Annotated in this window: 25 protein-coding genes; 8 read left to right on the top strand and 17 right to left on the bottom strand. The window is 60.2% G+C overall.

The window, feature by feature from the left end; all coding sequences use genetic code 11:
- The first annotated feature begins 52 nt into the window (after window positions 1–52).
- Window positions 53–325 (top strand): DUF982 domain-containing protein, encoded by a 273-nt coding sequence (locus FHX16_RS12430; protein ID WP_183757422.1) that lies wholly within the window; start codon window positions 53–55, stop codon window positions 323–325.
- Between the two features lie 56 nt (window positions 326–381).
- Here the strand turns inward: FHX16_RS12430 and FHX16_RS12425 are convergent, their stop codons facing one another.
- The 9 genes from FHX16_RS12425 to FHX16_RS12385 form a co-directional block, all read right to left on the bottom strand.
- A complete protein-coding gene (locus FHX16_RS12425) occupies window positions 382–1164 on the bottom strand; it encodes an alpha/beta fold hydrolase (RefSeq protein ID WP_183863010.1) in 783 nt (260 codons plus the stop codon).
- A gap of 311 nt (window positions 1165–1475) precedes the next feature.
- Window positions 1476–2093, bottom strand: coding sequence for a LysE family transporter (locus FHX16_RS12420; protein WP_183862567.1), 618 nt, complete (start codon window positions 2091–2093; stop codon window positions 1476–1478).
- Between the two features lie 135 nt (window positions 2094–2228).
- Window positions 2229–2621 (bottom strand): Fe-S cluster assembly scaffold SufA, encoded by a 393-nt coding sequence (sufA, locus tag FHX16_RS12415; RefSeq protein ID WP_016554094.1) that lies wholly within the window; start codon window positions 2619–2621, stop codon window positions 2229–2231.
- A 77-nt stretch (window positions 2622–2698) separates the two neighbouring features.
- Complete coding sequence (locus FHX16_RS12410; protein WP_016554095.1) at window positions 2699–3079, bottom strand: SUF system Fe-S cluster assembly protein; 381 nt, start codon at window positions 3077–3079, stop codon at window positions 2699–2701.
- A gap of 11 nt (window positions 3080–3090) precedes the next feature.
- The gene (locus tag FHX16_RS12405) at window positions 3091–4332 is read right to left on the bottom strand and encodes a cysteine desulfurase (protein WP_183862569.1); all 1242 of its coding nucleotides are present in this window, start codon (window positions 4330–4332) and stop codon (window positions 3091–3093) included.
- 12 nt (window positions 4333–4344) lie between these two features.
- Entirely contained in the window at window positions 4345–5619 is a 1275-nt protein-coding gene (gene sufD, locus FHX16_RS12400) for a Fe-S cluster assembly protein SufD (RefSeq protein WP_183862571.1), read from the bottom strand.
- A 23-nt stretch (window positions 5620–5642) separates the two neighbouring features.
- Window positions 5643–6398 carry a Fe-S cluster assembly ATPase SufC gene (gene sufC / locus FHX16_RS12395; protein ID WP_259128553.1) on the bottom strand — a complete coding sequence of 252 codons (756 nt, stop codon included), beginning with the start codon at window positions 6396–6398 and terminating at the stop codon, window positions 5643–5645.
- A 73-nt stretch (window positions 6399–6471) separates the two neighbouring features.
- Window positions 6472–7941: a Fe-S cluster assembly protein SufB gene (sufB, locus tag FHX16_RS12390; RefSeq protein ID WP_183862573.1), complete on the bottom strand. Its 1470-nt coding sequence runs from the start codon at window positions 7939–7941 to the stop codon at window positions 6472–6474.
- Window positions 7942–8085: 144 nt separating this feature from the next.
- Entirely contained in the window at window positions 8086–9252 is a 1167-nt protein-coding gene (locus FHX16_RS12385) for a cysteine desulfurase family protein (RefSeq protein ID WP_183757428.1), read from the bottom strand.
- A gap of 203 nt (window positions 9253–9455) precedes the next feature.
- Between FHX16_RS12385 and FHX16_RS12380 the strand changes: the two genes are divergently transcribed.
- Window positions 9456–10133 (top strand): alpha/beta hydrolase, encoded by a 678-nt coding sequence (locus FHX16_RS12380; protein ID WP_016554101.1) that lies wholly within the window; start codon window positions 9456–9458, stop codon window positions 10131–10133.
- On the opposite strand, the gene FHX16_RS12375 is transcribed toward FHX16_RS12380, so the two are convergent.
- Window positions 10130–10612, bottom strand: a complete 483-nt coding sequence (locus FHX16_RS12375) for a GNAT family N-acetyltransferase (RefSeq protein ID WP_183863012.1) — start codon at window positions 10610–10612, stop codon at window positions 10130–10132. The genes FHX16_RS12380 and FHX16_RS12375 overlap by 4 nt on opposite strands.
- 38 nt (window positions 10613–10650) lie before the next feature.
- A complete protein-coding gene (locus FHX16_RS12370; RefSeq protein WP_183862575.1) occupies window positions 10651–11769 on the bottom strand; it encodes an anhydro-N-acetylmuramic acid kinase in 1119 nt (372 codons plus the stop codon).
- 116 nt (window positions 11770–11885) lie between these two features.
- Between FHX16_RS12370 and tyrS the strand changes: the two genes are divergently transcribed.
- A complete protein-coding gene (tyrS, locus tag FHX16_RS12365; RefSeq protein ID WP_183862577.1) occupies window positions 11886–13142 on the top strand; it encodes a tyrosine--tRNA ligase in 1257 nt (418 codons plus the stop codon).
- A 51-nt stretch (window positions 13143–13193) separates the two neighbouring features.
- Here tyrS and FHX16_RS12360 read toward each other — a convergent pair whose 3' ends face one another.
- A complete protein-coding gene (locus FHX16_RS12360) occupies window positions 13194–16586 on the bottom strand; it encodes a DUF3971 domain-containing protein (RefSeq protein WP_259128551.1) in 3393 nt (1130 codons plus the stop codon).
- A gap of 119 nt (window positions 16587–16705) precedes the next feature.
- On the opposite strand from FHX16_RS12360, the gene FHX16_RS12355 reads away from it, so the two are divergent.
- The 5 genes from FHX16_RS12355 (at window position 16706) to FHX16_RS12335 (ending at window position 21470) form a co-directional block, all read left to right on the top strand.
- A complete protein-coding gene (locus FHX16_RS12355; RefSeq protein ID WP_183862581.1) occupies window positions 16706–17179 on the top strand; it encodes a peroxiredoxin in 474 nt (157 codons plus the stop codon).
- Window positions 17176–18000: a ferritin-like domain-containing protein gene (locus FHX16_RS12350; protein ID WP_183862584.1), complete on the top strand. Its 825-nt coding sequence runs from the start codon at window positions 17176–17178 to the stop codon at window positions 17998–18000. Before FHX16_RS12355 ends, FHX16_RS12350 begins: the two co-directional genes overlap by 4 nt.
- A 96-nt stretch (window positions 18001–18096) precedes the next feature.
- A complete protein-coding gene (locus FHX16_RS12345) occupies window positions 18097–19395 on the top strand; it encodes a M23 family metallopeptidase (RefSeq protein ID WP_183757434.1) in 1299 nt (432 codons plus the stop codon).
- 157 nt (window positions 19396–19552) lie between these two features.
- Window positions 19553–21040, top strand: a complete 1488-nt coding sequence (locus tag FHX16_RS12340) for a DEAD/DEAH box helicase (RefSeq protein WP_114712783.1) — start codon at window positions 19553–19555, stop codon at window positions 21038–21040.
- Between the two features lie 7 nt (window positions 21041–21047).
- Window positions 21048–21470: an NUDIX domain-containing protein gene (locus tag FHX16_RS12335; protein ID WP_183862586.1), complete on the top strand. Its 423-nt coding sequence runs from the start codon at window positions 21048–21050 to the stop codon at window positions 21468–21470.
- A gap of 3 nt (window positions 21471–21473) precedes the next feature.
- Here FHX16_RS12335 and FHX16_RS12330 read toward each other — a convergent pair whose 3' ends face one another.
- From FHX16_RS12330 to FHX16_RS12310, 5 genes are read right to left on the bottom strand one after another with little or no spacing between them, the layout of a single operon-like run.
- Window positions 21474–21791, bottom strand: coding sequence for a TfoX/Sxy family protein (locus FHX16_RS12330; RefSeq protein ID WP_016554111.1), 318 nt, complete (start codon window positions 21789–21791; stop codon window positions 21474–21476).
- A gap of 3 nt (window positions 21792–21794) precedes the next feature.
- Window positions 21795–23429 (bottom strand): molybdopterin-binding/glycosyltransferase family 2 protein, encoded by a 1635-nt coding sequence (locus tag FHX16_RS12325; RefSeq protein WP_259128539.1) that lies wholly within the window; start codon window positions 23427–23429, stop codon window positions 21795–21797.
- Window positions 23426–24130 carry an XdhC family protein gene (locus FHX16_RS12320; RefSeq protein WP_183862589.1) on the bottom strand — a complete coding sequence of 235 codons (705 nt, stop codon included), beginning with the start codon at window positions 24128–24130 and terminating at the stop codon, window positions 23426–23428. The genes FHX16_RS12325 and FHX16_RS12320 overlap by 4 nt, the downstream gene beginning before the upstream one ends.
- On the bottom strand, window positions 24130–24459 hold the full coding sequence (locus FHX16_RS12315) for an XdhC family protein (protein WP_183862591.1): 330 nt from the start codon (window positions 24457–24459) through the stop codon (window positions 24130–24132). Before FHX16_RS12315 ends, FHX16_RS12320 begins: the two co-directional genes overlap by 1 nt.
- Window positions 24456–25715: a VWA domain-containing protein gene (locus tag FHX16_RS12310; RefSeq protein ID WP_183862593.1), complete on the bottom strand. Its 1260-nt coding sequence runs from the start codon at window positions 25713–25715 to the stop codon at window positions 24456–24458. The genes FHX16_RS12315 and FHX16_RS12310 overlap by 4 nt, the downstream gene beginning before the upstream one ends.

The raw sequence follows: 25715 nt of genomic DNA, 5'->3' as shown, positions 1-25715 counted from the left end.
TTCCATAGGGAGGGCCTTTCCACGAACGCGACAAGATAAAGGTCCGAGCGGAATGCCAAAAGACGACGCCGATTCCGTGACGCAGGCGCCCTGGCCGAAGCCGGTGCTGCTCGCGCTCGAAGAGCCCGGCAACTATGTGACGATCGCGACAACGCAGGCAGCCTCCTGGGCCATGATCGAGGATTGGCCGACAGAAGACGGCACGGCACTCGACAAGGCGCTGCTTGTCTGCGCCGACGTCATCAAGGGCAAGCGCACCAACGACGACGCCCGCGAAGCGTTCATAGCCGCCGCCGTCGAGGCCGGTATCGACATCAAGAGCTGACCGCCAGCCCGTGCTTTCGTTGTGTCAGCGTCCAGAGCGAGCAACGGGGATTTTTGCTATGCCCTCTGTTGCCCCGCGGCATCCAGGATTAAGCCGGCAATGGCGTCCGGGTGCGAAATCAGTGACAAATGGCTCGATTCCAGCTCGATGGTCTTGGCGCCCATGCGCTTGGCCATGAAACGCTCGAGGTCGGGATTGATCGTTCGGTCTTCAGTGGAAACGGCATACCAGCTGGGCTTCGAACGCCATGCCGCCTGTGTCGTCTTACCCGTGAGGAGCGCCTTGTGGAATGGCTCCTGCACCGCATAGAGCACCTTAGCCTTCGCCTCGGGGAGATCTCCGGCAAAATCACGCAGGAACGCCGCTTCGGTCAGCCGCCCCTCGTCGCCATCGAAGACTATCCCTGCTGAAGCAGGCGGTGTCGGAAATGTCTTGGCAAGGGCCGTATAGTCTTCGCCGGCGTCAGGCGCACGCGCAGCGACAAAAACGAGCGCCGATACGCTCGGATGCACCCCCGTCTCGGTAACCAACATGCCGGAGAACGAATGACCGACCAGTACCGTTGGACCATCCTGCCGGTCGAGCACGCGCTGCACCGCGGCTGCGGCTTCGGGGAGCGTCGTTAGCGGGTTCTGCACGGCCGTCGCATTGAGCCCTGCAGCTTGCAGTCGAGCAATGACGTCGGTCCAGCAGGAACCGTCGGCGAACAGTCCGTGTGCCAATACGACGTTTCGGGCCCTCGTCGGGGAGGTAGGCGCTGCCATGCTGCGCGGAGATATGAGGGAAGCTGCAGCGCCTGCCACGAGTGCTGCTGAGAATGTTCGTCTGTTCATCATCATCATGATCGATGTCCCTAAACGTTGAACTGTCTGCAGAATGGGCGCGCAGCTGTGGCTGCGCACACAACCATGTGGGCCTGAAAAACTCGTTCGAAGTGGCTTTTCTTGTCGCTGTTAGACCGGCGCCGTTGGCGCTGGGTAACTCCCTTGGAACGACCTTTGCGAAGAGCTCTCAAGCGCTCTCGCACTGCACTCGTTCGCCAATGAAGCTATTCAGGAAGCGGCAACCGGTCAATCTATCCTGCGCTAGACATAGGTATAGGTCGCGACACAAACCTGCGCGACGACTCAGGATCAACTGCAATGACGCTCTAAAGAAGCGAATAGACCGCCGAGGCGAGTGCAAGAAGTCCGAAGAGGATCAAAAGATGGCTCGTTCCTCGCGCGACCTTCGTCGTGAAGTCCTTGGGCAGTTTTCCCCTTGCAAGGTTCACTGCGCCGCTTAGAGAAAGCCACCAGCCAAGCGATCCGCAGAATACGCCAGCGACGATGGCTGCCGAGCTGAAGCGCCGGGTCTCCTCCGTCAGCCCAAAGCCGGCAAAGAGAGCGCCGAACGAGAGAATGGTCGCCGGATTGGAAATCGTAAGCAGGAATGTCGCTAACGTCGTGCCAAGTAGCCCACCCGCCCTGACATCTGCAGCGCGAACTGGATCGTGGGTCAATCCGCGATAACCGAGCGCCAGCAACAGTAGTCCTCCGCCGAATGCCAATGGCAGGGTAGCGGCCGACATCAACTCCTCAAAAACGGCAATGCCCGTTACCGCCGCAAGAGCGTAGCTGGCGTCGCCCACCGCCGTCCCGAAGCCGCAAGAAAAGCCAGCCAGAAAGCCGCGCTCGAGTGTGCGGTTAATGCATAGCATCCCGATCGGCCCAAGTGGCGCGGTGATGATGACACCCAGCAAAGCGCCTTTCAGGAACAGTAGTAGCATTCTTCCGCGGATTCCTTTTCGCTGGCGCCTTTCACGAGCTCTCGACACCGGGCCATAAACGGCAGCCGCAGGGAGGTAAAACGAAAAAAGCTGCCGAGACGGCAGCCTTGTCGATGATTCGATCGATTGTGACAATCAGTGCGCCGGCACGACAGCATTGCCCTGGGCGGCTAGCGCTGCGAGGTCCGCGGGCTTTAGCTCGACGGATTCGCCACAGCCACAAGCCGATGTCTGGTTGGGGTTGGTAAAAATGAAGCCCGAGCGCAACGTCGTGCTTTCGAAGCCCATTTCTGTGCCGAGGAGGTAGAGCACAGCCGATGGTTCGACCCAGACCTTGGCGCCATCGCGTTCGATCAGGTCATCCTTCGCGTTCGGCTCGGTCACGAGGTCGATGGTATATTCCATCCCTGCGCAACCACCCTTCTTGATGCCGACGCGGACGCCCTTGGCTTCCGGTCCGGAGTTTTCGACGATCGCCTTCACGCGGTTCGCGGCAGCGTCCGTCATGCTCATTATTGCAAAGCCCATTGGCCTCTTCTCCTTCCGCGCTCGGATTAAAGGTCCGGCGTTTCATGATTCAAATGTAGTGCCAGCAGCTTAACCGATCAATACCAGCCGACAGCGACCTGCGCCTCTTCCGACATGCGGTCCGGCGTCCACGGCGGATCGAAGGTCATCTCGACCTCGACGCCTGACACGCCCTCGACCGCCCCAACGGCGTTCTCGACCCAGCCGGGCATCTCGCCGGCGACGGGGCAGCCAGGCGCCGTCAGCGTCATCATGATCTTCACCATGCGGTCGTCTTCGATGTCGATCTTGTAGATCAGCCCGAGCTCGAAGATGTCAGCGGGAATTTCCGGGTCATAGACCGTCTTGAGTGCTGAAATCACATCGTCGCTAAGCCGTGCCAGTTCATCGGCCGGAATGCTGGAATGCACGATGCCTTCGCGCACGTCGATCTTCTGTTCGCTTTCGTCCAGGCTCATATGGACACTCCTTAGGCAAAGAACTTGCGCGCATAATCAAGCGCATCGGCCAAGGCATCGACCTCGGCCCGTGTATTATACATCCCGAAGGACGCGCGGCATGTGGAGGTGACGCCGAAGCGTTTCAAGAGCGGCATGGCGCAATGTGTGCCTGCGCGAACCGCAACACCCTGGCGGTCGATCACCATCGACACGTCATGAGCATGCAGACCGGCAAGCTCGAAGGAGAAGATACCGCCCTTGCCCGGCGCCGTACCGAACACCCGCAATGCATTGACCGCCTGCAGTCGCTCTGCGGCGTAGGCGGCGAGATCAGCTTCATGGCGTGCAATCGCCTCCCGGCCGACTTTTTCCATGTAATCAAGCGCGTAGCCGAGCCCTATCGCCTGCACGATCGGCGGTGTTCCGGCTTCGAATCGATGCGGCGGATCGTTGTAGGTCACGGCATCCTCCGTCACCTCGAAGATCATCTCGCCGCCACCCTGGAAGGGCCGCATCTCGCGTAGCCGATCCTTCTTGCCGTAGAGCACGCCGATGCCCGACGGCCCATAGAGCTTGTGGCCGGTCATGACGTACCAGTCGCAATCGATGTCCTGCACGTCGACGGGCATATGGACGGCGCCCTGCGATCCATCGACCAGCACCGGAATACCGCGCTCATGTGCGATCCGGCAGATTTCCTTGACCGGAACGACCGTGCCGAGCGCGTTCGACATATGCGTGATGGCGACTAGCTTCGTCCGCTCCGTCAGGCTCTTCTCGAAATCCTCGATATGGAAAGCGCCCTCGTCGTCAACAGGTACCCAGACCAGCTTGGCGCCCTGCCGCTCGCGGATGAAATGCCACGGCACGATGTTGGAGTGATGCTCCATGATCGAGATGACGATCTCGTCCCCTTCGCCGATCTTGGGCATGCCCCAGCCATAGGCGACGGTGTTGATCGCCTCCGTCGAAGACTTCGTGAAGATGATGTCGTTGACATCGGGCGCATTGAGGAAGCGCCTCACCTTCTCGCGTGCGCCCTCATAGGCGTCCGTCGCCGCATTCGAGAGAAAATGCAGGCCGCGATGAACGTTCGCATACTCGTTCGAATAGGCATGCGAGATCGCATCAATGACGACCTGCGGTTTCTGTGCGGAGGCGCCGTTGTCGAGATAGACCAGCGGCTTGCCATAGACCTCCTTCGCAAGGATCGGAAAATCCTTGCGAATGGCTTCGACGTCGTATGCTGTGGCCGGAACTATCTTGTCCATGACGCTATCCGATCAGGCGTGCTTTTCGAGCCAGGCCGAGATGACGCCTTCCAGCGACTCGACCAGGGCTTCGTCTTCCAGTTCCTCGACGATCTCGGCAACGAAGGCGTTGACGAGCATGGCGCGCGCCTTGTTCTCCGGAATACCGCGAGCCATCAGGTAGTAGAGATGGTTGTGATCGATGTCGGCAACGGTCGCGCCGTGACCGCACTGAACGTCGTCAGCAAAGATCTCGAGTTCCGGCTTCACCGAGAATTCGGCGTCGTCGGACATCAGCAGCGTGTTGCATGCCATCTTCGCGTCAGTCTTCTGCGCATCAGGCGCAACCCGGATCATACCCTGGAAGACGCCGTTGGCGCGGTCGAAGACCACGTTGCGGATCACTTCGGTGGAACCCGTATGCGGAACGTTGTGGCCGAGAACCATGGTCACGTCGGTATGTGTTTCGGCGCCCAGCAGGTTGATGCCGCGCAGCGTCAGATCGGCACCCTCGCCCGTCACCTTGATGTGCAGTTCCTGACGAACCAGCTTGCCACCGGCGTTGATGATGAAGAGCTTCAGCTTGGCATCGGCCCCGAGGTCGACACGGATCTGGCCAAGATGTGTATCCTCGGCACCCTGCTGCTGGACGATGATCCAGGTAAGCTCGGTGCCCTCTCCGACCGTGATGTCACTGACATGCGACACGAATGCCGCATCCGACGTCACTGCAAGGTGACGCTCGATAACGGTCGCCTTGATGTTGGCACCGAAGCTGACCGGCAGGCGCGTATGCGCCTGACCACCAGCGTGAACGAACTGGATCTCCAGCGGTTCTTCGAGCAAAGTCTCGGCGGGAACGTCGAGGACATAGCCATCACGCACGAAGCTGCCGTTGATGCGACCGATCGCGTCGTCGCTGCCGAGCGCCCCAAGGCTGGTGGCAGCCGTGCCGTTTGAAAGCTGGGCCGCGTAGCCCGAAATTTCCAACCCGTCTACCGAACGCTTGAGGTCGGGAACGCCCTGAATGACCGAGAGAACCGAGGACTCTTCGACCAGCGGGTCGCGGGCTTCCGAACCGGCGTCGCCTGCCTGGTCCGGAATGGTCCGAAGCAGGGTCTTGAGGTCGGTATAGTGCCAGGCCTCGACGCGACGCGTCGGTAGGCCGGCCTTCTTCAGGTCGTCAAGCAGGCGGTCGCGGATGGCGATAACCGAACCGTCGCCCGGCAGTTCGCCGATCTGATCATTGAAAGCCTCGATGAGCGCCGCTTCCGCGGCGGTCTGGCGGCTCGTCGTCTGCATGTTCATGAGACTCGTCCTTTCCGCCGTAATCAGGCTGCCGCACCGATGATGTCGGCGTAGCCATTGGCTTCCAGATCATGCGCCAGCGTCTTGTCGCCCGACTTGATCACCTGGCCCTTGTAGAGAACGTGAACCGTATCCGGGACAATATAGTCGAGCAGGCGCTGGTAGTGCGTGATGACGATGACGGCGCGATCAGGCGAACGCAGCGCGTTGACGCCATCGGCGACGATCTTCAGCGCGTCGATGTCGAGACCGGAGTCGGTTTCGTCGAGGACGCAAAGCTGCGGCTGCAGCAATGCCATCTGCAGGATTTCGGCGCGCTTCTTCTCACCACCGGAGAAGCCGACATTCAGCGGGCGCTTCAGCATCTCAGTGTTGATCTGCAGCTTGCCAGCAGCGTCCTTCACGAGGCGCAAGAAGTCAGGCGTCTTCAGCTCTTCTTCGCCGCGAGCCTTGCGCTGCTCATTCATCGCGACCTTGAGGAACTGCATGGTGGCAACGCCCGGAATTTCGACCGGGTACTGGAAGGCGAGGAAAATGCCCTTGGCCGCGCGCTCGGCAGCGTCGAGTTCCAGGATGCTCTCGCCGTTGTAGAGGATGTCGCCTTCGGTCACTTCGTAGTCTTCACGGCCCGACAGGATGTAGGAGAGCGTCGACTTGCCGGAGCCGTTCGGGCCCATGATGGCGGCAACTTCGCCGGCCTTCACGGTGAGGTTCAGGCCGCGGATGATCTCTGTGCCGTCTTCGGCGATGCGGGCGTGCAGGTTCTTAATCTCAAGCATGGTCTTGTCCCATAAAAAGCAATCGGAGAAAGGCGCGATCCACGCGCCCTCGCGCATTCATTGTCGTGTTGCGTCAGCCGACGCTGCCTTCGAGCGAGATGCTGATGAGCTTCTGCGCCTCGACGGCAAATTCCATCGGCAGTTCCTGCAGGACTTCCTTGACGAAGCCGTTGACGATCAGGGCGATCGCCGCTTCGGTCGGGATGCCGCGCTGCAGGCAGTAGAACAGCTGGTCCTCGGAAATTTTCGAGGTCGTCGCTTCGTGCTCGAACTGCGCCGTCGAATTCTTCGCCTCGATGTACGGCACCGTATGCGCGCCACACTTGTCGCCGATCAGCAGCGAGTCGCACTGCGTGAAGTTACGCGCGTTCGACGCCTTGCGGTGGGCCGAGACCTGTCCGCGATAGGTGTTCTGCGACACGCCCGCGGCAATGCCCTTGGAAACGATGCGGCTCGACGTGTTCTTGCCGAGATGGATCATCTTCGTGCCCGAGTCGATCTGCTGGTGGCCGTTCGACACGGCGATCGAGTAGAATTCGCCTCTGGAGTCGTCGCCGCGCAGGATGCAGGACGGGTACTTCCAGGTGATAGCCGAACCCGTTTCGACCTGCGTCCACGAAATCTTCGACCGGTGACCACGGCAGTCGCCGCGCTTGGTGACGAAGTTGTAGATACCGCCCTTGCCCTGCGCATCACCAGGATACCAGTTCTGGACAGTCGAATACTTGATCTCGGCATCATCGAGAGCCACGAGCTCGACGACAGCCGCATGCAGCTGGTTTTCGTCGCGCTGCGGGGCGGTGCAGCCTTCGAGGTAGGAGACGTAGGCGCCCTCTTCCGCGATGATCAGCGTCCGCTCGAACTGGCCGGTGTTCTTCTCGTTGATGCGGAAGTAGGTGGACAGCTCCATCGGGCAGCGAACGCCCTTCGGAACGAACACGAACGACCCATCGGTGAAGACAGCCGAGTTCAGCGTCGCATAATAGTTGTCGGAGGTCGGAACGACGGAGCCGAGGTACTTCTGCACCAGTTCCGGATGCTCGCGGATCGCTTCCGAGATCGACATGAAGATCACGCCGGCCTTCTTCAGCTCTTCCTTGAAGGTCGTGACGACCGAAACGGAGTCAAAGACGGCATCGACTGCGATCTTCGGCCTTTCGACGCCGGCCAGGATTTCCTGCTCCTTGAGCGGAATACCGAGCTTCTCGTAGACCTTGAGGATTTCAGGGTCGACTTCGTCGAGCGACTTCGGGCCGGGCGTGCTTTTCGGCGCGGCGTAGTAGTAGATGTCGTTGAAATCGATTTTCGGATAGTCGACGCGCGCCCAGGTGGGCTCTTCCAGCGTCAGCCAGCGCTTGTAGGCTTCCAGACGCCATTCGAGCATCCATTCCGGTTCCTGCTTCTTGGCGGAGATGAAACGGATGATATCTTCGGACAGGCCCTTGGGTGCCTTGTCCATTTCGATGATGGTCTCGAAACCGTATTTATACTGATCGACGTCAATCTCGCGGACGCGATCAACCGTTTCCTGGACGGCGGGCATGTCATTCTCCAATCTCGCCGGAGAAAAGGTCCGGCAGCTTGTCGTTCGGGCAGTATAGGTTTGCCCCGTATGTAGGTGGCCAAAAGGGACTTTTCAGCCCGAATGGCAAGCGGAAAATTGCCTTTCCGCAAATTTATGAAGCGGTCACGCCGCCTCTCCGGCCGGCTTGCGCCGAGCGGCTATTTTCGCAAAGACGGAAATCGCTCGGTCGACCTCCTCTTCGGTCGTGGCAAAGCCCAACGAAATCCGCAGAGCACCGAGCTTGGGATCACGCCCCATGGCGACCAGAACATGACTCTCGCCCACCTTGCCGGACGAGCAGGCAGAGCCGGCGGAAAGCGCAACGCCTTCGAGATCGAAGGCGATCTGGCCCGTTTCAGCCTTCAGCCCCGGAAGGGTGAAGAAAGTCGTGTTGGAAACGCGTGCTCCCTCGGCGCCGTAGACGACAACATCGGGTGCAGCCCCACGCATACCGCTTTCCAGCCGGTCACGCAGCGCCGAAATTGCCGCGTTGCGGGCCTCGAATTCCGCGACAGCGGCTTCCGCGGCAGCGCCAAAGCCGACCACCGCCAATGAATTTTCCGTCCCCGAGCGGTGACCCTTCTCCTGGCCACCGCCGTGGATCAACGGCAGTGGCATCAACACTTCCCCGCGTGTAACGAGCGCGCCGGCGCCCTTGGGGCCGCCAATCTTGTGCGACGATACGATCAGGAAATCGGCGCCAAGCTCGTTGATATCGAGCTTCAGTCGGCCCGCGGCCTGTACAGCATCGACAACAAGCAGCCCGCCCTGCGCCTGCACGATCTTTGCAATATCGGAAATTGGCTGAACGATGCCGGTCTCGTTGTTGACAAGCATGACCGCGACCATCGGCAACCCTGCCGACTTGTCGTGAGCAGCAAGCAGAGCGCCAAGAGCGTCAAGATCGACGACACCGGCCTCTGTCACCGGAATTTCCGTCGTCTGCTCCTTCGAAAACCGACCACCCTCCCGCACGGCCGGATGCTCGACCGCCGAATAATAGAGCCGACCGATGGCTATTGGCGTCCGCCCCATCTTGAAATCAGGCGTCAGCACCATGTTGGCTGCTTCGGTAGCGCCACTGGTAAAGATCACATGCGCGGCATCGGCACCCGTAAGGACAGCGACCTGCCGCCGCGCGTGTTCGATCGCAGCTCGGACGCTGCGGCCTTCGCCATGCACCGAGTTCGGATTGCCGAACAGATCCAGCGCGCGCAGAACCGCGTCGCGCGCATGTGGATGCAGCGGCGAAGTCGCGTTCCAGTCGAGATAAAGGCGTGGCGGCGCCATGATCTTTGTCCTGCGCTTTAAGCTTGCACGACGCCTCGGCTCATTTTCCTTGAAATTTCGGCCGGGCTTGCCTTATGACACATCCCACAATGCGTGGATCGCCATGCAAGTTTCGAATTGTTCTAAACTGCGTTTTAGAAAAGCTGACAACGTTCGTCAAGTCTGCGCAGCGTGAACGCGAAGAAATAAACGCCGGAGTACCGATGCCCGAAGTCATTTTCAACGGCCCCGCAGGCCGCCTTGAAGGCCGCTACCAGCCCTCCAAGGAAAAGAGCGCGCCGATTGCCCTCATCCTGCACCCGCACCCTCAGTTCGGCGGCACGATGAACAACCAGATCGTCTACCAGCTCTTCTACATGTTCCAGAAGCGCGGTTTCACGACGCTGCGCTTCAACTTCCGGGGAATCGGTCGCAGCCAGGGCGAATTCGACCACGGCGCCGGCGAGCTTTCCGATGCGGCCTCGGCCCTCGACTGGGTGCAGAGCTTGCATCCCGATTCGAAGACATGCTGGGTTGCCGGCTATTCCTTCGGCTCCTGGATCGGCATGCAGCTCCTGATGCGTCGTCCTGAGATCGAAGGCTTCATGTCGATTGCGCCGCAGCCGAATACCTACGACTTCTCGTTCCTCGCACCCTGCCCGTCGTCCGGCCTGATCATCAACGGCGAAGCCGACAAGGTCGCGCCCGAAAAGGATGTGAACGGCCTCGTCGAGAAGCTGAAGACGCAGAAGGGTATCCTGATCACGCACCGCACGGTGCCGGGCGCCAACCACTTCTTCAACGGCCAGGTCGAGACGCTGATGGGCGAATGCGAGGATTACCTCGATCGCCGCCTGAATGGCGAACTGGTGCCTGAGCCGGCCGCCAAGCGCATCCGCTAGGCCGATCGCATCCCGGCGGTCATTTCGAACGTCGGACAGGACAATCCGTCAATGATCATAGGCATGCGGCTTCGCATGCCTATTTTCGTCAGGACATGCTGGGACGCGGCATTGTCAGGATGGGTGAATGCGATGAACTGTTGCGCAAAGTTCCGCCGGAAAAACCAGTCCATCAGGCGGCTGGCAATCTCCGTCGCATAGCCTTTGCCCCACTCCTGCTGCCTCAGCGAGTACCCGAGTTCGAAATCCTGCCTGTCGCCGCCGAACAGCGAAAAGCCCGCGCGACCGATGAAGCGGCCATCCTCACGACTCATAACCTTGTATTTCGTCGTTCCGTCCCGCGCCTGCTCGCCGAACCAGCTGCGCAGTCGCTCGTCGGCCTTCTCTCGCGACCATGGGGCTGCGCCGGAAAGATATCGCGTCGTCTCGATCGTCGAGTGAAGCTCCTGAATGAGACCGGCATCGTCGGGTTCCCACATGACGGCGACAAGCCGGGGCGTCTCCAGAATGACCTGCCTCACGGCTTCACCACCACACCGCCGCTGACAGGCGTACCAACTCCCGTCGTTCCCGGAAATGTTAAAGGCAGGCCGTCCAGCGACCGAACAGCGAGATAAGCCCAGGCTTCCGCCTCCATGGAATCACCGTTGAACCCCGCTTCTTCCGCTGCAATCACCTCGGCGCCCCGTCTTTGCGCCAGATCCTTCAGATCCTGCATCAGCACGCGATTGAGGCGCCCACCTCCGCAGATGATATACAGCGTCGGCATCACTGGCAGGTGACCCGCGGACTTGATGATCGACGCGGCGGCGACATGCGCAAGGGTGCGCGCACCATCCGCAAGCTCTGCGTCCGAGCCTGAAGGTGGTGGAAAGTCGTTGCGGTCAAGCGAGCGCCGCTTCTCCGCTGTAAAGAACGGGCTGCTCAAATAGCGATCCGCGAGATCGTCGATCACCCGTCCCTCCGAGGCAATCATGCCGCCTTGATCGAACGGCACCCCCGCATGGGTCTCAACCCACTGGTCGATCAACGTATTGCCCGGCCCGCTATCATATCCGACGATGATGCCATCAGCACCGACATAGGTCAGGTTGGAAATCCCGCCGATGTTGACGAAGCAGACCGGCAAGGTCGCATCAGCGACGTTAGCAGCAAGCGCCGCGTGGTAAACCGGGACCAGGGGTGCGCCCTGACCGCCGTGGACCATGTCATTGGCGCGGAGGTCATAGGCGACAGGTATCCCCGTCTCGCGGGCGAGCAGCGTCCCGTCACCGATCTGGACCGTCAGCGCCTCGTCCGGCCGATGCAGCACCGTCTGCCCATGAAAGCCGATGACGTCGATCGCGGATGCATCCAGCGCGTTCGCGTCCAGAAATTGCCTAACGGCAATTGCATGACGCAACGTCAGTTCTCGCTCGATTGATGCCAGTTCGCCCGGTCTCTGCTCACGCCGCGTGATAATTTTCGCCTGCTCCAGCGCAACCTTCAGCCGGTCGCGAAAGGCGGGCTCATACGGGACACCAAGGGAGGGCCCGCGTTCGACGACGGTACGGCCGTCGGTGCGCAGCAGCGCCACATCGATACCATCCATCGACGTTCCGCTCATCAAACCGATCGCGGTTCTGATCTTCTCCATGGAGCCTCGCTGGAAGATTCCTGCCAAATGGTGACTGTTCGGCAAAACAGTGCTAAACGCGCCGCGTCACTTCGACAATAGCCAATCCGAAAATCCGCATCCGAGAGCAAAAGGTCATGTCCGAGTTCAAATCCGATTTCCTCCGCACGCTGAAAGAGCGCGGCTTCATTCATCAAATTTCCGATGAATCCGGCCTCGACGAACTCTTCGCCAAGGAAACGGTAACAGCCTATATCGGCTTTGACCCGACCGCGCCTAGCCTGCATGCTGGCTCGCTGATCCAGATCATGATGCTGCACTGGATGCAGGCGACGGGCCATCGCGCCATTTCGCTGATGGGCGGCGGCACCGGCATGGTCGGCGACCCCTCCTTCAAGGAGGAGGCGCGGCAGCTGATGACCGTCGATACGATCGAGAGCAACATCGCTTCGATCAAGCGCGTCTTCTCGAATTACCTGACCTACGGCGAAGAGGCGAAGGACGCGTTGATGATCAACAATGCCGAATGGCTGAGATCTCTCAACTACCTTGAATTCCTGCGCGATGTTGGCCGGCACTTCTCGGTCAACCGCATGCTAGCTTTCGATAGCGTCAAGACGCGCCTCGATCGCGAACAGTCGCTGTCGTTCCTCGAATTCAACTACATGATCCTGCAGGCCTACGACTTCGTCGAATTGGCGAAGCGTTACGACTGCCGTCTGCAGATGGGTGGTTCGGACCAGTGGGGCAACATCGTCAATGGCATCGATCTCGGTCACCGCATGGGGACGCCGCAGCTCTACGCCCTCACCTCGCCGCTGCTGACGACCGCGTCAGGTGCGAAGATGGGCAAGTCTGCCACCGGCGCTGTCTGGCTCAACGCAGACATGCTGTCGGCCTATGACTTCTGGCAGTACTGGCGCAATACAGAGGATGCCGACGTTTCGCGCTTCCTAAAGCTCTACACAACCCTACCGATGGACGAAATCGCACGACTTTCGGCGCTCGCCGGCTCCGAGATCAACGAGGTCAAGAAGATCCTCGCCACGGAAGTCACCGCCATCCTGCACGGCCGTGCAGCCGCTGAACAAGCTGCCGAAACCGCCCGCAAGACGTTCGAGGAAGGCGGCCTTGCAGAAAACCTTCCGTCTGTCGACGTACCGGCTGCCGAACTCGACGGCGGCATCGGCCTTCTGTCGCTGATCGTCCGCGCTGGCCTTGCTGCTTCGAATGGTGAGGCGCGCCGCCATGTTCAGGGCGGTGCCGTACGTATCAACGACCAGGCCGTCAGTGATGAGCGCAAGGTGATCGGCAGTGGCGAAGTTACCGCCGATGGCGTCATCAAGCTTTCGCTTGGCAAGAAGAAGCACATTCTGATCCGCCGCGCCGCATAACACGGACGACATCGGAAACCGAAAGCCGGCCTCGAGCCGGCTTTTTTGTGCCTATTGGAATTCAAAGATGTTGCGGAAGACGCCAGGCGCAATGATCGACAGCGGATTGATGATGAGAGCCGGGGATTCCAGTTTGCCCGTCAGCTTGAAGGTAATGCCGATCAGGCCGCGATCCGTGCCATTGCCGAGGATGAATCCGATTAACGGCAACTCGGCGAACAGGCGATTGAGCCCGTACGCAGGCATGAAAGTGCCGGTCATGTCCATATTGCCGCGCTGGTCGCGTACCGTGCCTTGGAATACAGCGCCGACCTGATCTCCACGCACAACACCGTTCTCAATGCCGATCACGCCGTTCTGCGAAACAATTCTGGCAAAACCGCGCTGGAACCGCTGTGCGGAGGTATCGATGTTCCGCTTGACCGCCGAATTCAGGCTTCGTTGCTCCTGACCGACGGGCGTCGACACAATTGAATGCAGACGCTGCTCATTGACCAGGGAGAAGCGCCTGATGTCGATCGAGCCATCCCAGCGATCTCCAGCGCCAAGGCGGATCTGCATGTTGAGCAAGCCACCCATCATGTGCTGATAGAGGTCGGCGAAGCGCGAAACCGAGCCGGCATCCCCGCTGGTGACGTTGATAACGCCATTGCCCTTCGTCTGGGCTACGAACGCCTCGCCGCTGTCGGTGACGCCGGTGAAGTTCAACGATTGCAGCCGACCATCGGCGGAAACGTACAGCATGTCGGCATTCCGCATCTTCTCGTCATTGAAGCCGATGATGCGGCCGAGCTTGGCACGGACGGATACGCTGCCGCTGCGATCGGAGTCACCGCCCCCGCCGCCGGCGGACTTTACCCGGGCGATGATCGGGCGCGCATCGGCGCTGTCGCCGGATACGGAGACATCAAGCCCTCCCTTGTTCCTCTTCACCGACACCGCAAAATCATCGAGCGACGACAGTTTGACGCTGTCGAAATCCGCTTTCATGAGGTTGCCCTTGCCGATGACAAGGGAGCCGTTCGCCCCGAATCCATCCCCCTTGAGGACGAAGTTTTTCAACTCAGTATTGTCGGCGGGGCCAGATGCCTCGAATGTCGCCGTCGCGCCGATTCCGGCTCCTTTCGACCAGCCGATCCATGGAAGAGACAGCCGTGCCCTTCCAAGGTCGACCGACACCGCCTGCCGGTCCTGATCGATACGATTGAGCTCGACATCGATGCTGCCATCGATGATGTCGTTGAGGCCGGGTAGCACTTTTTCACGCTGGTCGTTGTTGAGCGTGGCTGTGATGGTTTGTTGCGGTTGGACGTCCGACGATTTGTCGGTCGGCTCAACGAGTTTGATGCCAGCGGGAATCCCGTCAATCAGCCCTTTGCCGTCAACGCTTACCTGTTTCGGGTCGGCGTTCAGAACCCCGTCGAGACCGGTGATCTTGCGGCCAGAAATTGGCTTGGCAATATCGAGATCCTGCAGCTGCAGCACAGCCTTCCACTCGGCCGGCGGAGGATTCTGGGACGAGATCAGCCCGATGCGTGCCTGCACCTTTGCCGACACCTTGCCTTTGAGGTCCTCAGGCACGAAACCAGCGCGTTGGAGTACTTGGATCGGCTTGTAGGTCAGCAGTTCGCCGACGGCGTCCGCCGCGCCGGAAACGGGAAGATTGATCTCGGCCATGAGGGGCTTGTCATAGGTCGACGGCATGACAAACGTACCCTCGCCGACGTTGACAGATCGTCCCGAAGGGAAGAATGCAGTCCCGCCCTTGATGGAGATTGTTGCGCGCGGACCGCTGAGATCAAAGTGAGCACTCGTATCGCGTATCGGCGGGATGTCACCGGCGACGTTCATCCGCGTATCGGCGATATCGAACGCAATGCGGATCTGGTCCTTATTGAGTTTCAGCCCCTTGCCGACCGCCTCATCAAGACGTCCGAACGGAATGAAGACAGAGATTGATGCGTCGGTAACTGTGCCCCCGAAGAGGTTGCGAAGGACCCATTCGCGACCCTTCGACGCCATCCAGAACGGCCATAGCTGTTTGACCGCCGTGGTCTGCAGCTGCTGTGACTGACCAGCAAAACTGATCTCCGGTGACACATCTGCGAGACGGACATGGAGCGAGCCAAAGAGACCGCCGGCCGGGCTTGAAACCCGCATGTTTGGAAATTGGAGCTCACGGCTGGCAACGAGGTAGCGACCCGTCGCCTGGATGTCGAAGGCGAGAGGTTGCTCGCCGGACCCTGACGGCGCCGCGGTGCCGCCGCTGACAAGGAGATCAATCCCGAAGCCCTTTCCTGCCGACGCATCGACTTTGTCCAGATCGATAAGGGCGCCGCTGAGCGGCACGGATGTGGCGCCGAACTGAACGCGCGACTTTGCAATCTCGAGCGTCTGCTTGGAGAAATCATAGGCGAGATTGATGCGACCGCCGTTCAGTTCTTGCTCGTCGCCGTCCATGTAGAACTGTCCCGGCTTCAGTTCGATTGCGGCAGCGAGCGCCGGCGGCTCTTGATCGCCGGCGCGAACGGCAGAGATCGTCAGATCACTGGCGGCATCGATGCCTTGTCGAATCTGACCCTGAACGTTCCGCTTCAGCGTGAACGGCCCCAGATCGACGCCCGCGACCTGGCCGGTCAGTTTCGAGGTGCGTCCATCAGTCCTTTCGGTGAGGATGCTAAGCGTTGCTGCTTTGCCGTTGATCGCGACCTCGCCATCAAGCGCCAGTGCCCCCTGGCGTGTTCGTGAGAAAGCCACGTTGTTGACCACGATCGAAAGCGGACCGTTTGCAGTATCGGCAAGCTTGATGTCGATGCCCGAGAGCTTTACCGACCGTGTTCCGCCCCGCTCGACAAAACCGTCGACCATATCGAGCTGAGCGAACGCGGCTTCCATCGCAGCGGGAATCTGGTCGACGCGAACATCGTCGAGCTTGAGCGGCTTTCCGGATGGCAGCAGCGCTGTGTCGAGCGCTATATCCTGCGCCTCGATCTGCGCAATCGCGATGCGGCCACGGAAGAGTTGCAGCGGGTCAAGCGCGATGCGCATCGCATGCGTTGTCGATAGGTGCTGTCCGCTCTTCTCGTCGATCATGCTGACGTCGCGCGCCTCGAGCGCAAGCCGCAGGTTTGATGTAAAGCGAATGACGGTCGAACCGACCTCCGCTCGATAGCGGGGTCCGATGGCGGAGTTCAATGCAACCTGCGCCTGTCGCGAAAGCAGTGCGTCGAACATGCCGCTTTCCACCGCGAAGGCGATCGCCGCGAGCACGAAAAGGATAACGGCAACGCAACCACCAGTGACGCCCGCGGTTCGGCGCATGCGCGAACGCGACGGCGGGCAGCTGACAATGATGGGATCCTCGGCCTGCGCGGAGGGAAGCTCATGCAGTGCGACGATATCTTTCTTGCGGAATCTAATTTTTTCGCCGCGGATCGCCGACATGCGCCTCGCCTAACTCCTTATTTTGTGGTCTGGACCAGACTGGCTGGACGATTGTTCGTCCAATATATATCTGGCAAATCACCTGTTATCCACAAACTCGGCAAAAGAAAGGTTTCTCCATGGCGGATATAAGCATCGGCACCGCAGCGCCGGACTTTGATCTTCCGCGAGACGGCGGAGGCCGTGTTTCGCTCGGTGAATTCCGTGGTAAGCCGCTGGTGCTTTTCTTTTATCCCAAGGACGACACGACGGGATGTACGGCGGAATCGCTCGCCTTCACGGCACTGGCCGACGACTTTGAAAAAGCCGGCGCCGCAGTCATCGGCATGTCTCCCGATTCGGTCAAATGTCATGATCGCTTCATCAAGAAACACAATCTTTCGGTTGTCTTGGCGTCCGACGAAGAGAAGACGACGCTTAAGGCCTATGGCGTGTGGAAGCAGAAGACCATGTACGGCCGCAATTTCATGGGTGTAGAACGCACCACGTTTCTCGTTCGCGACGACGGGACGATCGGCACGATCTGGCAGAAGGTGAAGGTGTCCGGTCACGCTGAAATCGTGCTTGCAGCAGTGCAAAACCTCTCACGATGACGCATCGCTCCATCACATCGTTGCGCGGCGGAGCGATTGACGCCATCCGAGCGACCGATCTCGACGAGAAGACTGCCCTTGCCCAAGAGACTGCCACGCGATGGTTTGGCCGGACCTTGTCGCTGCGTTCGCCGCTCGACGCGTCGCTGCCCGATAGGCCAGGCCGCCCCGATAAGCCGGAGTTAATACCGCCGACGCAGGTCGAACGGCGCTCCCTGCACACAGTGAAGGGACGCATTGCGCTGCTCCATGCAATCGCCCATATCGAGCTTAACGCTGTCGACCTCGCACTTGATATCGTGGCGCGATTCGCGACCGAACCGGTGCCGAACTCATTCTTCGACGGCTGGATGCAGGTTGCCTTTGAGGAAGCGAAGCATTTCCGCATGGTGCGCGCCCGCCTGAACGACCTCGGCGCGGATTATGGCGATCTGCCCGCCCACGATGGCCTGTGGCAGGCCGCGCATTCGACCCGGAATGACCTGACGGCGCGGCTTGCCGTTGTTCCGCTGATCCTGGAGGCGCGGGGCCTGGACGTGACGCCTTCGTTGCAGGCCAAGATGCGCGAGACTGGGGACATGGAGAGTGCGGCCGTGCTCGATGTCATCTACAATGACGAGAAGGGTCATGTTGCCATTGGCGCCAAATGGTTCCGCTTCCTCTGCGCGCGCGAAAGGCGGGATCCGGCTCGCACGTTCCACGAATTGGTGCGCGCGAATTTTCGCGGTCCGTTGAAGCCGCCCTTCAACGACATTGCGCGGGCCGAGGCGGGCCTGACGCCGTCCTTCTACCGCTCGCTGACATCGACTAGCAACGCCTGATCTGCAGCGACAGCAATGCTGACCTAAGTAAATATTAACCATAGTCATGCGTAATTAAGGCAATTGAGGCATTGGCCGTCAATTGGGAGATTCTCCGTGACGCATGCACAGCAGAGCCGCGTATTCGGCCAAAGAAAACAAGAGCATATCCTGATCCTGGCGAGCGGCGATCGGGTCCGTCACCTGACGGTCCGGCCGTGGATGGCAGCACTCGCCTTCTGTTTTGTTGGCGTCTTCTCGATCGGCTATCTGCTGGCCACCTCCTACCTCGTCCTGCGTGACGACCTGATCGGCGCGACGATGGCCAGGCAGGCGCGTATGCAACATGATTACGAAGACCGGATCGCCGCTCTGCGTGCTCAAGTGGATCGTGTCACGTCGCGTCAATTGCTTGATCAGCAAGTTGTCGAAGACAAGGTAGACAAGCTGATGGAGCAGCAACTGGCCCTGACGTCACGCCACGGCAAGTTGGGCTCCCTCTTGGATCGCGCTGAAAATTCCGGGCTGGGCGGCAAAGAAACGACACCGCTGCAGTCGTATGCTCCCGAGGTGAAGAACAAGCGTGCGTCGCTTTCGGGTGCCGTTCAGGCGATCGAAAACGAACTTGCTGGCGCTGACGAACCGGCCGACGTGACGACCGACAATGCCTCGCCCACAGATGTCCCGGCGCACGAGACTGTCGGCGATCGCGCCGATCGCGTTTTCTCCAAAGTGACGCTGTCGCTGAAGGACATTGAACAGAAGCAGCGCAATCGCATCGCCCAACTGACGAGCGATGCCGGCGGTACAGCCGATGCCATATCCAAGGTCTTGACGCGCTTCCGCATTTCGGTGCCGGCAGAACGCGCAAAACAAGACGACAGCGCCGTCGGCGGCCCCTATGTTGAACCCGAAAGCGCCGATGATTTCGACAGTTCGCTTACGCAACTCGATGATGCCCTCACCCGCCTGGAGACGGTACGAAGCACCGCCGAATCGCTGCCGTTCCAGAACCCTGCAGTTGGCAAGGAGATTACGAGTTCGTTCGGTAACAGGCGTGATCCGTTCCTTGGGCGCCTGGCGCTGCACTCGGGCATCGACTTCCGCTTTACGCCCGGCGAGAAAGTGCGCCCGACAGCGCCCGGCAAGGTGATCGCGGCTGGCTGGACGGGTGGTTATGGCAACATGGTCGAAGTGGACCATGGCAATGGCATTTCCACGCGCTACGGCCATATGTCTGAAATTCTTGCGAAAATTGGCGACAGGGTTGACCGCGACGACGTGATCGGCCTGGCCGGCAGCACCGGCAGGTCCACTGGCACGCATTTGCACTACGAAGTCCGCCAGAATGGTCGTGCCATCGACCCCATTTACTTCATGAATGCCGGCTTGAAGCTTGCCAGTTACATGAAGTAACTACGCGCGCTAACCACGTCTTTACCTCTGCACTGGTTGCAAGGCCTGTATTCCTTGACTTAAGGACAGTTTCGGCTTATGTCGCGCTGCATTGCGGCATGCAATCACGCCGACTCAATCAGAGTGCGGCCGAACCGGAACGGAAACAGTTTTCCCTTTGACGACATTTGCTGATCTTGGCTTGAGCCAAAAAGTGCTTTCCGCTGTGACCGACGCGGGCTATACGACGCCAACCCCCATCCAGGCTGGCGCGATCCCGTTTGCGCTCGAACGTCGCGATATTTGCGGAATTGCGCAGACCGGAACCGGCAAGACCGCGTCGTTCGTTCTGCCGATGCTGTCGCTGCTGGAAAAGGGCCGTGCCCGTGCACGTATGCCGCGTACGCTCATCTTGGAGCCGACCCGCGAGCTAGCTGCGCAGGTTGCCGAAAACTTCGAAAAGTATGGCAAGAATCATCGTCTGAACGTCGCCCTCTTGATCGGCGGTGTTTCCTTCGAAGATCAGGACCGCAAGCTTGAGCGCGGTGCCGACGTTCTAATCTGCACCCCCGGCCGCCTGCTCGACCACTTTGAGCGTGGCAAGCTCTTGATGAGCGGCGTTGAAATTCTCGTCATCGACGAAGCTGACCGCATGCTCGACATGGGCTTCATCCCCGATATCGAGCGCATTGCCAAACTCATTCCGTTTACCCGCCAGACGCTGTTTTTCTCGGCCACCATGCCGCCTGAAATCCAGAAGCTCGCCGATCGCTTCCTGCAAAATCCGGAGCGCATCGAGGTCGCCAAGCCGGCGTCGACGGCGAAGACCGTGACGCAGCGCTTCGTCGCCTCGCATGGCAAGGACTACGAAAAGCGTGCTGTCCTTCGCGATCTCGTCAAGGCACAGAGCGATCTCAAGAACGCAATCATCTTCTGCAACCGCAAGAAGGATGTTTCCGAGCTCTTCCGTTCGCTGGACCGCCACGGCTTTTCCGCCGGCGCCCTACACGGCGACATGGACCAGCGCTCGCGCATGGCCATGCTGCAGAACTTCAAGGATGGCAACCTCCAGCTTCTCGTGGCTTCCGATGTCGCCGCCCGCGGTCTCGACATTCCTGACGTCAGCCACGTTTTCAACTTCGATGTTCCGATCCATTCCGAGGATTATGTGCATCGCATCGGCCGCACTGGCCGCGCAGGCCGTTCCGGCGCTGCATTCACCATCGTCACCCGCCATGACCAGAAACATGCCGACTCGATCGAAAAACTTATCGGCGAGAAGGTCGAGTGGTTGAACGGTGACCTCACCGCCTTGCCCCCTCCCGAGCCGAGCCGTGACGACGATCGTTCGCGCCGCAAGGGCCGGGACAAGGACCGCGGTCGCGGCAAGGGCCGTGGAGGTCATAAATCTGATATCGCCGTCGCAGATAATGACGTCGAGACGATGGAAACAGCAGCACCAGCAAAGGTCGAAAGCGTGAAGCAAGAGCGCAAAGCAGAACAAAACAAGCCGCACCACAACACGCGCGCCGCTCGTCCTTATCCGGCAAACGATGACAATCGCGACCGCCGGCGCTACCGTGACCACGATGACGGCCCGACACCTGTCGGCTTCGGCGATGAGATTCCCGCCTTCATGCTGATCACGGCAAACGCCAAGATCTGACGAGCCCATGGGTACGCCGGGCATCGATTTTCCGGGCGTCGGCGTTGGCCTGGTGATCTTGCGGGATCGCAAGATCCTACTTTACAAGCGTATTCGGGCCCCTGAGGCCGGCCACTGGAGTATCGTGGGCGGCAAGGTGGATCATATGGAACCGGCCGAGCAAGCGGCGCGCCGGGAAGCGGAAGAAGAAACGGGACTTTCGATCGGCCGTATCAATCTCCTCGGCCCTGCCGAAGTTATCAGTACGACAGACGAGCAGCATTGGGTTTCTCTGCTCTACATCGCGTCCGAATTTGACGGCGAACCGCAGCTTACTGAGCCGGAAAAGCTCTCGGACTTCGGGTGGTTCGGTCGTGCCGACCTCCCGCGGCCGCTTTCCGCCTTTGCAACCGCTGCCATGGAGCGGCTGAACGCGGACGAATTTCTCTAAGACTTATTCCGCACGGAGCGCCGCTTCATAGGCAAGCCGTACCCATCGCGCCATGAGATCAGGGTCATCATAGGCATCGTCCGGGATCGACCAATATGGCATTTTCACAGGGCTTCCCTTCTTCCCTTCATAGGCCCATTGCGTGGCTCCCGCTGCCGCGAACTCGGAAGCACTCCGCTCGTCGGCCTTGAGCAGCATTTCTCCGCGCACCTCGACCGCAACGATCCGGCCCATATGATAGATGCCCTTGCCACCGAACATCCGCTTGATGGTAACGGGGCCAAGCCCTTGAAACATCTCTTCGATCGCCGCCGAATCCATTCCTCAACCCTTCAAAATTCCGCCGGCGGAGATCACGGCCTCTGGCGTATCCACGTCCAGATGCGCCGCGTCCCCTATGTCGACATCGACCACAGGCACTCCCGAGGTTTCGATGATGTGCCGGGCCCCAACGTCACCTTCCAGCCTCAGGACGGCATCGAACAGCGATTTGGGCAGAACCACCGGATTGCCGCGCTTGCCGCCCGACACGGCCCGGATAATCGATTGGCCGCTCGATTGCCGGAATGCTCCGATTAGCGCATCGAGATCACCAGTGGAAACACCCGGCATATCAGCGAGCATGACCAAGATACCATCCGCGCTCCGCGCTTGTTCGACGGAAAATCCGGTCGCGAGCGACGAGGCCATACCGGAGGCGTAGTCCGGATTGTGAACAGTCGTGATGTTCAATCCGGATACAGCCGCTTCCAGAGCGTCCTTCCGGTGGCCGGTCACTACGACGACAGACGATGCCTGACTGCCGATCGCCGTCATGACGGATCTCCGAATGAGCGGCACCCCATCAAACTCAGCGAGCAACTTGTGCGGCCCGCCCTCGCCCATCCGGCTGGCCTTGCCAGCAGCGAGAACCACGATCACGACCTCGCCGGCCGGGGCCGTTTGCGCTTCCGCTTCACGCAGGCGTGGCCGTGCTTGGATTTCCATCAGGAGACCTCCTACGCCCATGCCGCTGATATCGAGCGCACTCGGCTTCTCACCCGCGAGGATCCGATCGAGCACCCAGTCAAAGCCATTCTCTTTGGGGCTGCGTGCACAACCTGGCGCGCCGATCACCGGCACATCGCCTATACGTCCGAGCACGAGCAAGTTGCCTGGATCGACAGGCATGCCAACCTGCACCACCTCACCTCCCGCCCGTCGAATCGCTTCGGGAATCACGTCTTCATCATCAATGACCGCAGACGCACCGAAAAGAATGATTAGTTTCGCCGCGGCGTCGGGCAAGCGTGATGCTGTCCGAAGTGCCTCGGCGACCGGCTCCACATCGTGCGCAACCCGTGCCTCTCTGACAAGCTGACTTCCGGATGCGGTAAGCCGGCGAGAAAGCACGCGCGCAGTCTTGTCCATCACCGTGGGCTTGAGCGAAGGCAGTACCGTTGCGATCAATGACACCGATCGGCTGGCAAAGGGCTTGACCTCGAAAGCGGATGTGGCCCGCAGCACTTCGCAGGCCATGTCAAGCTTAGCGCCCGAAACAGCGAGCGGAATGATCTTGAACGTTGCGACCATGTCCCCGTTGCGGACGGGTACGTGGTCATTCAGGCAGGCAAGCGTGATGGCGGGATCGATCCTGTTCAGCCGATCAACGGTGCTTCGGTTCGCGACGAACAGGCCGTCCACGGTCGAGTACACATTCACGCGCCCGGTGGACGCTTCCGAGAAGCGCAGGTGATCAGGAGCGACGGCTCCCGCAAGTCGCCCTGCCGCCTCATCCTCACCGATGTCGCCGGGCTCGATGCGTGCCGCGATCACATGCTCGATACCCTCGCCGATCAGCCGCTCAATGTCGGCAGATTCGATCTTGTGCCCCTTGGGCAGGTTGCCGCCTGCAAGCTTCACCGCATGGGCGAGAATCACGCCTTCGGCAACGTCGATGGAAAACGATCCGAATTTCATTTGTTATCACCGGTAGGTGATATTTCGCGGGTCCGCAGCGTATGGACGATCTCAGCGAGAATGGCGACCGCAATTTCCGCCGGGCTCGCTGCACCGATATTGAGCCCAATGGGTCCGCTGATCCTGGCAAGTGCAGCCTCGTCCACGCCCTCGGCACGCAGTCTTCCCAGGCGAGCCGCGTGCGTCTTGCGACTGCCGAGCGCACCGACGTAGAAACAGCCAATTCGCAACGCCTCGGTGATCGGAAAATCATCGATCTTCGGGTCATGCGTGACGGCAACAAGCGCCGTATAGGCATCCAGCGGACGCTCCTTGAGCGCGTCCACCGGCCAATCAGCGGTCAAATCGATGCCGAGGAACCGTTCGGGCGTGGCGAAAGCCGTTCGTGGATCGATAATCCGGACATCGAAGCCGGCGAGAGATGCCATCTGTGCCAGAATCTGGCTGATGTGTACCGCGCCGATAACGACGATATGCGCCGGTGGCAGATGCACGTTTAGAAAGTAGCGGCGGCCATCGGCCTCGATCGACGTCGACCTTCCCGAACGAAAAGCAGCCTCGATGGCCAGTCCAAAGGAAGGGGAGACGGAATCCCCCTCGAGGACGACGCTATCGTCGCCGGTCTCGAGGTCGGTGAGCAGGATGGCGGCCCGGCGCGCCCGGCGCGCATCGTTGAGCTGTCCAAGATTTGTGGCATCCATCAATCGAGCCTTTCGACGTAGACCCGGATCCGGCCGCCACAGGAAAGGCCGACGCGCCACGCGGTCTCGTCAGCGACGCCGAACTCGAGCATCTTCGCCTTGCCCTCGGCAATAACGTCCAGGGCCTCAGCGATGACAGCGCCTTCGACACATCCTCCTGAAACAGACCCTTCGAAATTGCCGTCGCGGTCGACCACCAAATGGCTGCCGGCGGGCCGCGGGGCCGATCCCCACGTCTCGATTACCGTCGCTACCGCGACATCTCGCCCCGCTTTCCTCCAAGCTTCCGCCATCATCAACGGATCAAGGTCAAATGATGTCCCCGTCATGCGATGCCTTTCAATGTTCCGAGGTACCGGCGCGGATCGTATGTTGTCGACCTGGTTGCACCGAGTGCTGCTGCGAGATCGTTCAATGATGATAGATTGTGGACCGGTCGGAATTCGTCAACATGCGGCAGCATTGCGCGCACGCCGCGCGCCCTTGGCTCGAAGCCGTCGAAACGCAACAGAGGATTGAGCCAGATCAATCGCCGGCAGGAACGGTGCAGGCGATCCATCTCAGCCGAGAGCAAATCGGTTCCTTCGCGTTCCAGGCCGTCCGTGATCAAAAGAACGACAGCGCCCTGCCCGAGCACGCGCCGAGCCCACAGCCGATTGAATTCCTGCAGCGTTTCGCCGATCCGCGTTCCTCCGGACCAATCCTTGACGGCGGCGGCGCATTCGTCCATCGCCTCGTCAGGATCCTTGTGTCGCATCTGGCGGGTGACGTTCGTGAGCCGCGTGCCGAATAGAAAGGTATGAACCCGCCTGCGCTTCTCCGTCAGCACGTGCAGAAAGTGCAAAAAAATGCGGGTGTACTGGCTCATGGAGCCGGAAATATCGGCGAGAACCACCAACGGTGGCTGCACCTCCCGAATCTCTCGATAGCGCGGCAAAATCAGCCCTGCTCCGCTGCGCAGGGCAGCCCGCATCGTCCCGCGGGGATCGACGCGCGAATGAACATGCGACGGTCGGAAGCGCCTAGTCCGTACCGTGTCCAGGGGTAACTGCAGTTTCCCGAGCGCCTTCTTGGCAGCGGCAATCTCCATCGCGGACATCTGGGCAAAGTCCATACGTCGGAAGACCTCGTTGCCCGACATGGTGAAGCGCGCATCGATCTCGATGTCAGGTTCATCGCGTGGCGGCTTCTCATTCTCTCGGTTCCCAAGGAGCGCGTCCGCAGCGCGGCTCGCGCCGGGTTTCGCCTTTTCACGGTCACGGGTATCCGGCGCACGGGGCGACATCATCGCGATCATCTTTGCGACGAGATCGCGCGAGTGCCAGAAGAGGCGGAACGCCTCGTCGAAGACCGGTTTGTCTTCGTGGCGCTTGACGAAAACGGCAGAAAGTGCGGCGTGAAATTCCTCCCGCGATCCCATGCCGATCACCTCGACAGCCTCGATCGCATCGACGATCGCCGCCGGTCCGATCTTCAGGCCGGCCTTGCGGAGCGCTCTAGCAAAGAAAACGATGTTGTCGGCGAATCGACCGCCTACCGGAGGAGGCGGAGCGACGATCTCATCCTGCCCGCTTCTCGGATCCAT

It is taken from the genome of Rhizobium sp. BK661 (assembly GCF_024808825.1).
GTDB lineage: Bacteria > Pseudomonadota > Alphaproteobacteria > Rhizobiales > Rhizobiaceae > Rhizobium.
This window is presented reverse-complemented; position numbering and strand designations above follow the sequence as displayed.

What these genes read in the sequence shown, in the direction of transcription:
- FHX16_RS12380 (WP_016554101.1), top strand. Translation starts at nt 9,456, where the DNA reads ATGCCCGAAGTCATTTTCAACGGCCCCGCAGGCCGCCTTGAAGGCCGC.
- tyrS (WP_183862577.1), top strand. Translation starts at nt 11,886, where the DNA reads ATGTCCGAGTTCAAATCCGATTTCCTCCGCACGCTGAAAGAGCGCGGC.
- FHX16_RS12425 (WP_183863010.1), bottom strand. Translation starts at nt 1,164, where the DNA reads ATGATGATGAACAGACGAACATTCTCAGCAGCACTCGTGGCAGGCGCT.
- FHX16_RS12325 (WP_259128539.1), bottom strand. Translation starts at nt 23,429, where the DNA reads ATGAAATTCGGATCGTTTTCCATCGACGTTGCCGAAGGCGTGATTCTC.
- sufA (WP_016554094.1), bottom strand. Translation starts at nt 2,621, where the DNA reads ATGGGCTTTGCAATAATGAGCATGACGGACGCTGCCGCGAACCGCGTG.
- sufD (WP_183862571.1), bottom strand. Translation starts at nt 5,619, where the DNA reads ATGAACATGCAGACGACGAGCCGCCAGACCGCCGCGGAAGCGGCGCTC.
- sufB (WP_183862573.1), bottom strand. Translation starts at nt 7,941, where the DNA reads ATGCCCGCCGTCCAGGAAACGGTTGATCGCGTCCGCGAGATTGACGTC.
- sufC (WP_259128553.1), bottom strand. Translation starts at nt 6,398, where the DNA reads ATGCTTGAGATTAAGAACCTGCACGCCCGCATCGCCGAAGACGGCACA.
- FHX16_RS12375 (WP_183863012.1), bottom strand. Translation starts at nt 10,612, where the DNA reads ATGTGGGAACCCGACGATGCCGGTCTCATTCAGGAGCTTCACTCGACG.
- FHX16_RS12420 (WP_183862567.1), bottom strand. Translation starts at nt 2,093, where the DNA reads ATGCTACTACTGTTCCTGAAAGGCGCTTTGCTGGGTGTCATCATCACC.
- FHX16_RS12310 (WP_183862593.1), bottom strand. Translation starts at nt 25,715, where the DNA reads ATGGATCCGAGAAGCGGGCAGGATGAGATCGTCGCTCCGCCTCCTCCG.
- FHX16_RS12385 (WP_183757428.1), bottom strand. Translation starts at nt 9,252, where the DNA reads ATGGCGCCGCCACGCCTTTATCTCGACTGGAACGCGACTTCGCCGCTG.
- FHX16_RS12355 (WP_183862581.1), top strand. Translation starts at nt 16,706, where the DNA reads ATGGCGGATATAAGCATCGGCACCGCAGCGCCGGACTTTGATCTTCCG.
- FHX16_RS12330 (WP_016554111.1), bottom strand. Translation starts at nt 21,791, where the DNA reads ATGGATTCGGCGGCGATCGAAGAGATGTTTCAAGGGCTTGGCCCCGTT.
- FHX16_RS12405 (WP_183862569.1), bottom strand. Translation starts at nt 4,332, where the DNA reads ATGGACAAGATAGTTCCGGCCACAGCATACGACGTCGAAGCCATTCGC.
- FHX16_RS12335 (WP_183862586.1), top strand. Translation starts at nt 21,048, where the DNA reads ATGGGTACGCCGGGCATCGATTTTCCGGGCGTCGGCGTTGGCCTGGTG.
- FHX16_RS12320 (WP_183862589.1), bottom strand. Translation starts at nt 24,130, where the DNA reads ATGGATGCCACAAATCTTGGACAGCTCAACGATGCGCGCCGGGCGCGC.
- FHX16_RS12360 (WP_259128551.1), bottom strand. Translation starts at nt 16,586, where the DNA reads ATGTCGGCGATCCGCGGCGAAAAAATTAGATTCCGCAAGAAAGATATC.
- FHX16_RS12430 (WP_183757422.1), top strand. Translation starts at nt 53, where the DNA reads ATGCCAAAAGACGACGCCGATTCCGTGACGCAGGCGCCCTGGCCGAAG.
- FHX16_RS12410 (WP_016554095.1), bottom strand. Translation starts at nt 3,079, where the DNA reads ATGAGCCTGGACGAAAGCGAACAGAAGATCGACGTGCGCGAAGGCATC.
- FHX16_RS12370 (WP_183862575.1), bottom strand. Translation starts at nt 11,769, where the DNA reads ATGGAGAAGATCAGAACCGCGATCGGTTTGATGAGCGGAACGTCGATG.
- FHX16_RS12315 (WP_183862591.1), bottom strand. Translation starts at nt 24,459, where the DNA reads ATGACGGGGACATCATTTGACCTTGATCCGTTGATGATGGCGGAAGCT.
- FHX16_RS12350 (WP_183862584.1), top strand. Translation starts at nt 17,176, where the DNA reads ATGACGCATCGCTCCATCACATCGTTGCGCGGCGGAGCGATTGACGCC.